Origin of the sequence: Vibrio sp. V19_P1S1T109, from assembly GCF_002241375.1 — a bacterium.
Taxonomy (GTDB): Bacteria; Pseudomonadota; Gammaproteobacteria; order Enterobacterales; family Vibrionaceae; genus Vibrio; species Vibrio anguillarum.
This window is the reverse complement of the sequence record NZ_NDIM01000135.1, coordinates 1-12,275: the sequence shown is the minus strand read 5'-3', so window position 1 is coordinate 12,275 and position 12,275 is coordinate 1. Positions and strand designations below refer to the sequence as shown.

The 12,275-nt window shown below is 45.6% G+C and carries 9 protein-coding genes; 7 read left to right on the top strand and 2 right to left on the bottom strand.

All coding sequences use genetic code 11. The features are described 5' to 3' along the window. Positions 1–153 precede the first annotated feature (153 nt). The 4 genes from B9J87_RS06390 (at position 154) to B9J87_RS06370 (ending at position 5,046) form a co-directional block, all read left to right on the top strand. Positions 154–1,407, top strand: a complete 1,254-nt coding sequence (locus B9J87_RS06390; protein ID WP_094149799.1) for an ABC transporter substrate-binding protein — start codon at positions 154–156, stop codon at positions 1,405–1,407. A gap of 458 nt (positions 1,408–1,865) precedes the next feature. Next, positions 1,866–2,861 (top strand): TRAP transporter substrate-binding protein, encoded by a 996-nt coding sequence (locus tag B9J87_RS06380; RefSeq protein ID WP_017044592.1) that lies wholly within the window; start codon positions 1,866–1,868, stop codon positions 2,859–2,861. Positions 2,862–2,994: 133 nt separating this feature from the next. Then, positions 2,995–3,681, top strand: a complete 687-nt coding sequence (locus B9J87_RS06375; protein WP_026028632.1) for a TRAP transporter small permease — start codon at positions 2,995–2,997, stop codon at positions 3,679–3,681. A 3-nt stretch (positions 3,682–3,684) separates the two neighbouring features. Further along, the gene (locus B9J87_RS06370) at positions 3,685–5,046 is read left to right on the top strand and encodes a TRAP transporter large permease (protein ID WP_013857190.1); all 1,362 of its coding nucleotides are present in this window, start codon (positions 3,685–3,687) and stop codon (positions 5,044–5,046) included. 49 nt (positions 5,047–5,095) lie between these two features. Here B9J87_RS06370 and B9J87_RS06365 read toward each other — a convergent pair whose 3' ends face one another. After that, positions 5,096–6,436 (bottom strand): sigma-54-dependent transcriptional regulator, encoded by a 1,341-nt coding sequence (locus B9J87_RS06365; RefSeq protein ID WP_094129467.1) that lies wholly within the window; start codon positions 6,434–6,436, stop codon positions 5,096–5,098. A 49-nt stretch (positions 6,437–6,485) separates the two neighbouring features. Next, positions 6,486–8,273, bottom strand: a complete 1,788-nt coding sequence (locus B9J87_RS06360) for a sensor histidine kinase (RefSeq protein WP_094147493.1) — start codon at positions 8,271–8,273, stop codon at positions 6,486–6,488. 581 nt (positions 8,274–8,854) lie between these two features. On the opposite strand from B9J87_RS06360, the gene tig reads away from it, so the two are divergent. The 3 genes from tig to clpX all read left to right on the top strand — a co-directional run bounded on the left by tig (position 8,855) and on the right by clpX (position 12,252). Next, positions 8,855–10,156, top strand: coding sequence for a trigger factor (gene tig / locus B9J87_RS06350; RefSeq protein ID WP_013857186.1), 1,302 nt, complete (start codon positions 8,855–8,857; stop codon positions 10,154–10,156). 105 nt (positions 10,157–10,261) lie between these two features. After that, on the top strand, positions 10,262–10,888 hold the full coding sequence (gene clpP, locus B9J87_RS06345; protein ID WP_010317461.1) for an ATP-dependent Clp endopeptidase proteolytic subunit ClpP: 627 nt from the start codon (positions 10,262–10,264) through the stop codon (positions 10,886–10,888). A gap of 83 nt (positions 10,889–10,971) precedes the next feature. Beyond that, positions 10,972–12,252: an ATP-dependent protease ATP-binding subunit ClpX gene (gene clpX / locus B9J87_RS06340; RefSeq protein WP_013857185.1), complete on the top strand. Its 1,281-nt coding sequence runs from the start codon at positions 10,972–10,974 to the stop codon at positions 12,250–12,252. Positions 12,253–12,275: the final 23 nt, after the last annotated feature.

The window sequence follows — 12,275 nt, the reverse complement described above, 5'->3', positions numbered from 1 at the left end:
GTGTAGTGTAACGCTTTCGTTACGTTAAAATTACGGTTTGTTTCAACGAAAAAAATTTTCTTTGATTAGACTAGTAGGTAAACGATCAGCACTTTAATAGTTAATAAAAGTTTGCGAATCAGGTTTGCTGAATCAAAACCAAGGAAGATGATGATGAAATTTCATAACACTCTGCTTGCTTTATCTTTCCTCTCTGCCTCTTTCATTCCTTCGACTCACGCTGGTGAAGTGGAAGTACTCCATTGGTGGACTTCCGGTGGTGAAGCCAAGTCGATAGCTGTGCTCACCGAAATGTTGGAGCAGCAAGGCCATAGTTGGAAAGATTTCGCTGTCGCAGGTGGTGGTGGTGAAAGTGCCATGACGGTATTGAAAACGCGCGCGGTGTCGGGTAACCCACCGTCGGCGGCTCAAATTAAAGGGCACGATATTCAAGAATGGGCGGGGCTTGGTTTTCTCACGAACCTTAACGACGTAGCCAAACAGGGGGGGTGGGATGAAGTCGTACCACCGATGATCACCAATGTCATGAAGTGGAATGGCCAATATGTGGCCGTGCCAGTTAACGTGCATCGCGTCAACTGGTTGTGGGTTAACCCTGCGGTACTGGCTAAAGTGGGTGCTAAAGTGCCAACTACGTTAGACGAGTTTTTTGTTGCGGGCGATAAGATCAAAGCCGCGGGTTATGTGCCACTGGCGCACGGTGGTCAACCTTGGCAAGACGCGACGGTTTTTGAAACGGTGGCGTTGAGCGTTCTTGGCTCACAAGATTACGTGAAAGCGTTTGTTGAGCTTGATATGGCTGTGCTCGCGGGCGACAAAATGGTTGACGTGTTTAGCCAGTTTAAAAAAGTTCATGACTACATTGATGTTAACTCTCCAGGCCGTGATTGGAACGTTGCGACTTCAATGGTGATAAATGGTGAAGCGGCGATGCAGATCATGGGCGACTGGGCAAAAGGTGAGTTTACCGCAGCGGGCAAAGTTGCGGGTAAAGATTACCTGTGCGTGGCCGCGCCAGGTACGGCCGATCAATTTATCCATAATGTCGATAGTTTTGTCTTTTTTGAGCTAACTGATGCAGACAATAAGCAGGCGCAAAAAGCGCTAGCCGCCACGATCCTAGATCCTAAATTCCAAGAGGTATTTAACCTCAACAAAGGCTCGATCCCGGTACGCACAGATATGAATATGTCAAAATTTGACCAGTGCGCGTTGGACTCAATGGCGGCCTTTAAAGCGACGGCTAAGTCCAACAACCTTGTGCCCAGTATTGCCCATGGTATGTCGACAACCAGCTATGCCCAAGGCGCGATTTTTGATGTCGTAACGAACTTTTTCAATGATCCGAAAGCGGATCCAAAACAAGCAGCACAAAAACTAGCGAAAGCGGTGAAAGCTGCGATGTAGCCCTAACCCCCAGAGTGGGTAGGTTTTTTAGCCTGCCTGCTCACCCTCTTCTTGTAGCACACCACTTTCTGTGTGCTACTAACATAATCTGTCGGTTCTAACCAATTAGCGCGCTCTCCGATAAAGAGCTCGGGGGGAGTGCCCAAACTAGGCTTGCTGTTTGGGCGGAGGGTGCGCTTCCTTCCTGTTTCACATTTTTTCGTCATTCTCATCGCCACCCTCTGATGGATTTAGCTGGGTGTCATTTCCCACCCAAAATTCATATTCCTTGGGTCATTTTCTACCCATTTTTGCTTTCTATCATAAGATTCTATGGGTTGTTGTTAACTGAATAGCTGGTGACACCTTATGGTTACTGGCTTGTTAATGGAATGTGTCATGTTGGCTTGTTAATTGCCTTATAGAAAACAACCAGCACCCATTGATGGGGCTGATATGTTCAATCAAGGAGAATAATAATGTTAAAGCCACTGACTTTGCTGACCGCTTCCATTCTTGCTGTAACCAGTTTTAATGCGGCCGCAAATTGCGACCCCGGCGAAATCGTCATTAAATTTAGCCACGTCACGAATACAGATAAGCACCCTAAAGGCATTGCGGCTTCGCTGCTTGAAGAGCGTGTTAATAAGGAGATGAATGGTAAGGCTTGCCTACAAGTTTTCCCTAATTCAACCTTATACGATGACGACAAAGTATTGGAAGCCATGCTCAACGGCGATGTGCAGCTAGCGGCGCCTTCATTATCAAAATTTGAAAAATTCACCAAAAAATTCCGTATTTTTGACCTGCCATTCCTATTTGAGGATGTGGACGCAGTTGACCGTTTCCAAAACTCAGCTGACGGTGAAAAACTAAAGAATTCAATGACACGTCGTGGTGTGAAAGGGTTGGAATTTTGGCATAACGGTATGAAACAGATGTCAGCCAATAAACCTCTACTCGTTCCAGCGGATGCAAAAGGATTAAAGTTCCGTGTGCAAGCATCTGATGTACTGGTGGCTCAGTTTGAGCAGCTTGGTGCAAACCCGCAAAAAATGTCTTTTGCAGAAGTGTATGGCGGTTTGCAAACCAAAGTTATTGATGGTCAAGAAAATACATGGTCCAACATTTACGGTAAGAAATTCTTTGAAGTGCAAGATGGCATTACCGAAACCGATCACGGCATTTTGGACTACCTAGTGGTGACATCAAGCAAGTGGTGGGACAGCCTACCAGCCGACGTGCGTGACCAGTTCGCGACCATTTTAAAAGAAGTCACTGAAGCGCGTAATGCGGAATCAAATAAAGTCGAGCTCCAAAATAGACAATATGTATTGGAAGCCGGAGGCGTGATCCGCACTCTCACACCTGAACAGCGCCAGCAATGGGTTACAACGCTGAAGCCTGTGTGGCAGAAATTTGAAAAAGACATCGGTTCAGATTTGATTGAGGCAGCGCTGGCTTCAAACAAATAATCAGCCTCCAACCCCACCTTGCGTGGTGGGGTTGGACTCAACGCGTTTATTGCTCGTCTCATTGATAACTAACCTGAAGCCGTGCGGTGACCTTGAGTCAATTCCGATAATTACTATGAGAGCGATGTATCACATGGAACACTCTTTTTTCTCTAAAGTCGGCCGATTTACCGATGCGATTGAAGAAATGCTGATTGCATTCTTCTTGGGCTCGATGACCTTATTAACGTTCGTTAACGTTGTTTATCGCTATGTTTTTAACGGCAACATTTTATGGGCATTGGAATTAACCGTGTTCATGTTTGCATGGATGGTACTGGTTGGTGCGTCCTATGGGGTAAAGAAACACTTTCACATCGGAGTTGATGTGGTTATTAACATGGTGCCTGCAACCATGCGAAAAGTATCTGCACTGGTCGCGGTGGCTTGTTGTTTAACCTTTTCTATTTTACTGCTCATCGGTTCGTGGAATTACTGGTATCCGTTTGCGACTGAGCGTGCTTGGTATGAAACCGACGATATTCCTATGCCGGAAATGCTGCAATTTCTCTCCGATTGGCTCAATGAAGGGGAGCGCTATGAAAAAATGCCGCGCTTTATTCCATACATGGCATTGCCTATCGGAATGGGATTACTCACTTTTCGCTTTTTACAAATCGCCTATCAAATTCTCAGCGGTAAGTTAGACAGAATGATTTCTGGCCATGAAGCCGAGGAAGATCTTGAAGCGCTCAAAGCGGAAATGGCACAAGTGAGCGAGACCATGTTAGAGCCGAACCGCGAAGCGACCCCGCCTATTGATTCTCGCAAGGAGCGTTAATTCATGGATATTTTACTGCTGTTTGTTATGGTCATCGGCTTTATGCTAGTCGGTGTACCCATTGCTATCTCGCTCGGATTATCCAGCGTTCTGTTCCTACTTTGGCACTCCGATACTTCTTTAGCGTCAGTGGCTCAAACCTTGTTTAACGCTTTTGAAGGCCATTACACTTTGCTTGCGATTCCATTTTTTATTTTGGCTTCCAGCTTTATGTCAACCGGAGGTGTGGCAAAACGCATTATCCGTTTCGCTATCGCTATGGTGGGTTGGTTTCGGGGAGGGCTGGCGATTGCTTCGGTAGTGGCCTGTATGATGTTTGCAGCGCTGTCAGGTTCTTCACCGGCTACAGTGGTGGCGATCGGCAGTATTGTTATTGCTGGAATGGTCAAAAATGGCTACAGCAAAGAGTTTGCCGCTGGGGTTATTTGTAATGCTGGCACATTGGGCATCTTGATCCCACCTTCGATTGTGATGGTCGTGTACGCCGCTGCTACTGATGTATCGGTAGGGCGCATGTTTTTAGGCGGTGTGATCCCAGGTTTATTAGCGGGTTTGATGCTGATTGTTGCTATCTACATTTTTGCACGAATTAAAAACCTACCGAAACAACCTTTTGTGGGTTGGAAAGAAGCGATCTTCGCCGCCAAAGATGCCAGCTGGGGTTTGTTGCTGGTGGTGATCATTCTCGGCGGGATTTACGGTGGTATCTTTACGCCAACCGAAGCGGCTGCGGTGGCAGCGGTATACGCTTTCTTGATTGCCAATTTTGTTTACAAAGATATGGGGCCGTTCGCCGACAAAGAAAATACCAAACCAGCCTTGGTCAAAATCGTGCAAGCCTTTTTCCATAAAGATACGCAAGCGACTTTGTTTGATGCAGGCAAATTGACCATTATGCTGCTGTTTATTATCGCCAATGCATTGATATTGAAACATGTTCTGACCGAAGAGCGCATTCCGCAAATTATTGCCGAATCGATGCTTTCCGCCGGTCTCGGGCCTATAACATTCTTGATTGTAGTCAACATATTACTGCTACTTGGTGGTCAGTTTATGGAGCCATCAGGGCTGCTGATCATTGTTGCTCCATTGGTCTTCCCCATCGCCATCGCACTCGGTATTGACCCCATTCACCTTGGGATCATGATGGTGGTGAACATGGAAATAGGGATGATCACACCGCCTGTCGGGTTAAACTTGTTTGTCACCGCAGGGGTTGCCAAAATGTCGATGATGAATGTGGTGAAAGCGGCGCTACCGTGGGTGGCGATTATGTTCCTATTTTTGATGATTGTGACCTACGTGCCTTGGATTTCCACTTGGTTACCAACCACCTTAATGGGGCCGGAAATCATCACTAAGTAACCAAAATGCTGACCTGAAATTTCTATGGCTGCGGCATGTTATTAGAGCTCTATATTTTATAGAGCTCTTTGTCTAATCCGTAACGCTGCATTTTGTCGTACAACGTTTTACGCGGTACGTTGAGCCTTTCCATTGTTTCATTGATACGCCCACCACACTCAATCAATGCTTGTTCGATCACGGATTTTTCAAATTCGGCCACTTGTTCGACTAAATGGGTGGGTAATTTTTGTGATGGCTCGCTGTCGTCTAACTGAGCCAGTTTCCCCAATAGCACATAGCGCTCTGCGGCGTTGCGTAGTTCGCGCACGTTTCCCGGCCAGTCATGGCTGATTAAGCGCTGCATTTCAGGTTGAGAGAGTGCGGTTGCCGCTTTACCGTAACGAGCCGCGGCCACTAACAAAAAGTGATGGAAAAGCGCAGGAATATCCTCTTTACGTTGGCGAAGTGGTGGAATATCTAATGTGACAATGTTTAAGCGATAGTAGAGATCTTGACGAAAGGTGCCTGCTTGAGCTGCTTGCTTTAAATCGACTTTTGTTGCGGCGATGACTCGAATATCCAGAGGGATCAAGGTGTTGGACCCAACACGTTCAATGACTCTTTCTTGCAGTACGCGTAATAAACGAATTTGTGCCTGCATCGGCATTGATTCAATCTCGTCCAGAAATAAGGTGCCTCCTTGTGCGTGTTCAAATTTACCAATGCGTTTGGTTTCAGCGCCAGTAAAGGCGCCTTTTTCATGGCCGTAAAGTTCACTTTCTATCAAATTTTCAGGCACTGCGCCGCAGTTCAGTGCGACGAAATTGAGCTCGCGGCGAGAACTCTGCTCATGTAACGAGCGAGCAACTAGCTCTTTTCCTGTGCCAGTTTCGCCAAACAGTAGAATGTCAGCCTGAGTGTCGGCGACATGAGTGATGGTGTCCCTTAACGCTTGGATGTTGCCAGTATTACCGATAATGCGTGGTCCAAGAGTTTGGCTCGCTTTTAAGCTGCGTTTTAGCTGCTGATTTTCTAACGTTAAGTGGCGTTTTTCTATCGCGCGGTGGATGGTTTCTATCAAGCGTTCAGTAGCAAAAGGTTTTTCGATAAAATCGTATGCGCCATCGTGCATCGCTTGTACGGCCATCGAAATATCGCCATGTCCTGTGATCAAAATAACAGGGACCTCAGCATCTTGATGATGAATCGAGTTGAGTAAGCTCTGGCCACTGAGGCCAGGTAAGCAAATATCGCTCACCACCACAAGAGGCAGCCCGTCTGCTTTGGCCGCCAGTAAAGCTTCTTCCGCACTGGAAAATAACCGCGCTGTGAGGTCGGCGAGCTCGAAACTTTGCGCAATGGCGATACGGATATCCGCCTCATCATCGATAAAAAATACATCACACATTGGTTGTCCTTAACTGCTTTTTATCTTTAAACCATACTTTGTCTGTAAATCACACGCTTGGCGTAACGATCGGTAGAGAGACTGAAAATCGCGCCCCACACTGCGGTGAACTGGCCATCGTTAACTCACCGTCCATGCTTTGTATTATCTGCTGTGAAATCGACAAGCCTAAGCCTAAGCCATTTTTTTTCGTGGTGAAAAACGGTTCGAAAAGATGGGCTATTTTTTCTTGTGTAATTCCCGGGCCGTTATCATCAATATGGATCAACACTTGAGAGGCTTTGCACTCAGTGCTCAAACGAACGCATTTTTGATGCTGTTCCTCAAGGGCCTGCATCGCGTTGGTTAGCAAGTTAATCAAGACTTGTTCTAGTTGGATTGGATTGACACGCACCCAAAGATCCATCGCGGGTAATTCCATCTCAAACTGAATCAAATTCGATTTAAATTGCGGTTGCATCAACTCTTTTGTCGACAAAATAATCGGTAATAATTGCGCGTTCACTTTCTCATCGGTGTTACTTTTTCGCGCAAACGATTTGAGCTGTTCACTGATTTTAGCCATGCGTTCGGTGAGCGCTGAAATGCGAGTCAAGTTGTCATCGGTCCGTTCCGGCTTACCATTGGCTAAAAAACGCCGCCCATTGTCGGCAAAACTGCGGATAGCGGCCAGTGGATTATTCAGCTCGTGACTAATACTGGCGGACATTTGCCCAAGCACAGCCAGTTTCGCAGCTTGGATCAATTCATCTTGAGTTTGGCGTAACATGCTCTCTGTTTTACTTCGCTCCGCAATTTCCGCGTGCAGTGCAGAGGTTCGCTCCATCACCAGAAACTCTAATTTTTGTTTTGCTTCAGACTGTAACTGTTCGATTTGGCGCTGTTTGAGTTGGCGGTGATGAACCAGTAATAGCCCTAAGTAGACGATGGCAAACAGCATGCTGTTGATCAGAGTAAATCCAAAGCTATCCCAGAAAATGTTTATTTTGGGCGATAAAACCCGAATGTTGAGCCCGATACTGGGCAGCGGTTTGGTTGAAACGATGAAATCGCCTTTAATCCAAGTTTGATAAGGATTTTCCCATTCGGCAACGGATGCGCTGAAATCGCCGATCAATCCGAGTGAGCGAATGGAGGTATCAAGATATTGGCGGCTATTTTGAACCGCAATTCGATCGCTTTCGCTCAGCATGGCAACACTTTTAAACAGCCACTCCGGTTGGCTGGACATGAAAATAATGTTGTTGTCGTCGGTGGCGACAAAATAGCTTTGTTTGCTCTGCCAGTTTTCCTCAATCGCGGAAAGATCCATCTTCACTACCACTACGCCAATGACATCCGCGGCATAAACGATAGGGTAGGAGTAGTAATATCCTCGTTGCCCCGATGTTGATCCTAACGCAAAATATTGGCTCTCTTGCCCAGTTATGGCCGTTTTAAAGTAAGGCCGCCAAGCGAAGTTTCGGCCAATAAATGAATGAGTGAGGTGCCAGTTACTTGCTGCGATCGTGTTGCCATATTGGTCGATGAGGTAGGTGTCAGCGGCTTGAATCACTTCATTGACCTGTTCTAAATAGCGATTAGTGATTTCAATTTGGGCGCTATTGCTGGGGCTGTGTAAAGCGTCAATGAGTTCTTTATCTTTGGCTAGCAATCTTGGGATATGTGCATATTTATCAAGTTTTGTGGTGATGTGGCTAGAGAATCGCTCTAGCTGAGCTTGATGTTCAATCAATAAACTTTGGTAGTTGTGCCGCCAAACAAAATGCGCCCCAGCCGCGGTAGACAAAAGGAATAACGTTACAAAAATAAGGTTTACTCGGCGAATATGTAGCATCCTTTCTCCATGTTCAGCGGCGCGACAAGGGCAGTTCTTTTGCGAGAGATATCCATTTTTGCAAGTGATAATGCTCCCAGCATTGACTCATAATTCTACTGGTTTTCCTTTGGGTGATGTTTAAAAAGAGCGCAATTGTGGGGTGCAAAACAGGAGCAAGATCTCTTTTTACGCTTTTGGGGTAAAAAAAGCCTCGATTCCCTTGAAAAAGCCTTTATTGTCCCCATTTCAAAACTGTGCTTTTTCACGTTGGTGGAATTTTTAGCACTTAGAAAGCAATTTAGGGTACGGAATCATCTCTCTGCGGTGATTGGCTCGACAGCACTGATTCTGGTCGGTAGAATGTCGCGTCTAAATTTTCTGTCCTGAGACTAATCAGAGATACCTTTTGTGATGCATTAGAGTCTCTAAAGATATCGCTTATTAGTCCAATATTGGGTCTTTTGGCCAATGTTGATGCTGGTTTTAATATAAGTGTTCGGATAGAGCACAACACAAGGATGCAGCCAAGCACAAGGCATCGCCTAAGTTGCGGCTCATATTGCTCAGAAATACTGGGCCAGTTTTGAGGTTTATAAATAATGCAAGTTACTGTTGAAACGCTAGAAGGCCTAGAGCGCCGTCTGAATATTACTGTTCCTGCTGCTAACATCGAAGATGCAGTTACAAAAGAGCTACGCAATATCGCTAAGAATCGTCGTTTCGATGGTTTCCGCAAAGGCAAAGTGCCTTTGAAAATGGTTGCGCAAATGTACGGTAAAGCGGTACGTCAAGACGTCATGGGCGAAGTGATGCAACGCCACTTCATTGAAGCTATCGTAAAAGAGAAAATCAACCCAGCAGGCGCACCAACATTCGCACCAGTTTCTATCGAAGAAGGCCAAGACCTTGTTTTCAATGCAACTTTTGAAGTATATCCAGAAGTTGAGTTAAAAGGTCTAGAAAACATCACTGTTGAAAAACCAGCGGTTGAAGTGAAGGAAGAAGACGTTGCTGAGATGCTAGAAACGTTACGCAAGCAACAAGCAACGTGGAAAGAAGTAGACGCAGCTGCGGAAGCGGGTTCGCGCGCGACGATCGATTTCGTTGGTTCTATTGATGGCGTTGAGTTTGAAGGCGGTAAAGCTGAAAACTTCCCTCTAGAAATGGGTGCAGGTCGCATGATCCCTGGTTTTGAAGACGGTATCGTTGGCAAAACCAAAGGTATGGAATTTGAAATCGACGTTAACTTCCCTGAAGATTACCACGCGGAAAATCTAAAAGGTAAAGCGGCGAAATTCGCAATTAAAATCAACAAAGTTGAAGTGCGTGAATTACCAGAGTTAAACGACGAGTTCGTTGCCAAATTTGGTGTCGCTGAAGGTGGCGTTGAAGCGCTGAAAGCTGAAGTTCGCAAGAATATGGAACGTGAACTTAAGCAAGCAGTAAAAAACCGCATTAAAGAGCAAGCGATTGAAGGTCTAGTAAAAGAGAACGATATCAATGTTCCTTCTGCACTGATCGATCAAGAGATCGACGTACTGCGTCAACAAGCTGCACAACGCTTTGGCGGTAACCCAGAAGCGGCCGCTCAACTACCACGTGAATTGTTCGAAGAACAAGCAAAACGTCGCGTAGTGGTTGGCCTACTTCTTGGTGAAGTGATCAAGTCTGAAGAGCTAAAAGCTGACGAAGATAAAGTGAAAGCATTGATCGAAGAGATGGCAACAGCGTACGAAGATCCAGCTGAAGTAATGGCATACTATTCTCAAAATCAGCAAATGATGAACAACATGCGTAACCTTGCTCTAGAAGAGCAAGCAATCGACGCGATCATTGCTAAAGCACAGGTTTCTGAAAAGGCTGTTAGCTTCAATGAGCTAATGAACCAGCAACCTGCTTAATAAGCAATATGTAGCGTAGGTGGTTGACTACAGGTTAACTATTCTGCTAACAATGGTCCGTGTGATACCCATCATTCGGGCCATTTATTTTAGGGACATAACAATATGAGCTACCAAGAAAAAAACGCAATGTCGCCAATTTTTGACGCGCTAGTACCCATGGTGGTTGAGCAGACTTCCCGCGGTGAGCGCTCATACGATATTTATTCTCGCCTACTCAAAGAACGAGTGATTTTCTTAACGGGTCAAGTTGAAGATCACATGGCTAACCTTGTTGTAGCGCAGCTGTTGTTTTTAGAATCGGAAAACCCTGATAAAGATATTTTCCTCTACATCAACTCGCCAGGAGGCAGTGTGACTGCTGGTATGTCAATTTATGACACCATGCAGTTCATCAAGCCGAATGTTAGCACTGTTTGTATGGGTCAAGCTTGTTCAATGGGAGCATTCCTATTGGCTGGTGGCGCTCCGGGGAAACGTTATGTTTTGCCTAACTCACGCGTGATGATTCATCAGCCGTTAGGTGGTTTCCAAGGCCAAGCTTCGGATATCCAGATCCATGCTCAAGAGATCCTTACCATCAAGCAAAAACTCAACAAATTGCTTGCTGAGCATACAGGTCAACCGCTTGAAGTTATCGAGCGTGATACCGACCGTGATAACTTTATGTCTGCTGACCAAGCTGTGGAATACGGTTTAGTCGATGCAGTCTTGCGTCACCGCGGCGAATAACAGTTCTCAGAATTGTTTAACGCATTTTGGCGTAATTTGAGTTACACTCAGACGATTAAAAGTAAAGGCTAAGAGGTTAGCGAATGACAGACAAAAGCAAAGAGAGCGGTAGTAGTAAACTGTTGTATTGCTCTTTCTGTGGCAAAAGCCAGCACGAAGTTCGCAAGCTGATCGCCGGTCCTTCTGTTTACATCTGTGATGAATGCGTTGATTTATGTAACGACATCATTCGTGAAGAGATTAAGGATGTTCTGCCAAAAAAGGAATCTGAGGCGTTACCTACGCCGCATAAGATCCGTGAACATCTTGATGACTATGTGATTGGCCAGGAACATGCAAAAAAAGTGCTCGCAGTGGCCGTATATAATCACTACAAGCGTTTACGAAACGGTGATAAAACGAGCGATGGGGTTGAGTTAGGTAAGAGTAATATTCTTCTTATTGGCCCAACAGGTAGTGGTAAAACACTGCTTGCCGAAACATTAGCTCGTTTCCTAGACGTACCTTTCACAATGGCAGACGCCACCACATTAACTGAAGCAGGTTATGTCGGCGAAGATGTTGAAAACATCATCCAAAAGCTGCTGCAAAAATGTGATTATGACGTTGCAAAAGCGGAACGTGGTATAGTCTACATCGATGAAATTGATAAGATTTCTCGTAAAGCAGAAAATCCTTCAATTACACGAGATGTCTCAGGTGAAGGGGTTCAGCAAGCGCTGTTGAAATTGGTGGAAGGCACTATAGCTTCAGTTCCGCCGCAAGGTGGCCGTAAGCATCCACAACAAGAGTTTTTACAGGTAGACACATCCAAAATCCTCTTTATCTGTGGTGGTGCATTTGCGGGCCTAGATAAAGTGATTGAACAACGTGTTGCGACAGGTTCAGGTATTGGCTTTGGTGCGGAAGTTCGCTCTAAAGATGAAACCAAAACTATCGGTGAGTTGTTCAATCAAGTAGAGCCTGAAGATTTGGTAAAATATGGGTTGATCCCTGAATTTATCGGTCGTCTTCCCGTAACGGCTACCTTGACAGAGCTGGATGAAGAAGCACTGATTCAAATCCTGTGTGAGCCGAAAAACGCGCTGACGAAACAGTACGCAGCCTTGTTTGAGTTAGAGAACGTTGACCTAGAGTTTCGTGAAGACGCATTGCGCGCCATTGCAAAAAAAGCAATGAACCGCAAAACGGGCGCACGTGGTTTACGCTCTATATTGGAAGGCGTACTACTCGAAACCATGTATGAACTGCCATCGGTAAACGATGTCAGCAAAGTGGTTATCGATGAATCAGTCATTAATGGTGAATCACAACCGCTACTAATTTACAGCGGAAATGAGAGCCAAGCGGCTGGCGCAGAGTAAATCTCAATCAGAAATATTTAAAG

What these genes read in the sequence shown, in the direction of transcription:
- B9J87_RS06375 (WP_026028632.1), top strand. Translation starts at nt 2,995, where the DNA reads ATGGAACACTCTTTTTTCTCTAAAGTCGGCCGATTTACCGATGCGATT.
- clpP (WP_010317461.1), top strand. Translation starts at nt 10,262, where the DNA reads ATGAGCTACCAAGAAAAAAACGCAATGTCGCCAATTTTTGACGCGCTA.
- B9J87_RS06390 (WP_094149799.1), top strand. Translation starts at nt 154, where the DNA reads ATGAAATTTCATAACACTCTGCTTGCTTTATCTTTCCTCTCTGCCTCT.
- B9J87_RS06360 (WP_094147493.1), bottom strand. Translation starts at nt 8,273, where the DNA reads ATGCTACATATTCGCCGAGTAAACCTTATTTTTGTAACGTTATTCCTT.
- B9J87_RS06380 (WP_017044592.1), top strand. Translation starts at nt 1,866, where the DNA reads ATGTTAAAGCCACTGACTTTGCTGACCGCTTCCATTCTTGCTGTAACC.
- B9J87_RS06365 (WP_094129467.1), bottom strand. Translation starts at nt 6,436, where the DNA reads ATGTGTGATGTATTTTTTATCGATGATGAGGCGGATATCCGTATCGCC.
- tig (WP_013857186.1), top strand. Translation starts at nt 8,855, where the DNA reads ATGCAAGTTACTGTTGAAACGCTAGAAGGCCTAGAGCGCCGTCTGAAT.
- clpX (WP_013857185.1), top strand. Translation starts at nt 10,972, where the DNA reads ATGACAGACAAAAGCAAAGAGAGCGGTAGTAGTAAACTGTTGTATTGC.
- B9J87_RS06370 (WP_013857190.1), top strand. Translation starts at nt 3,685, where the DNA reads ATGGATATTTTACTGCTGTTTGTTATGGTCATCGGCTTTATGCTAGTC.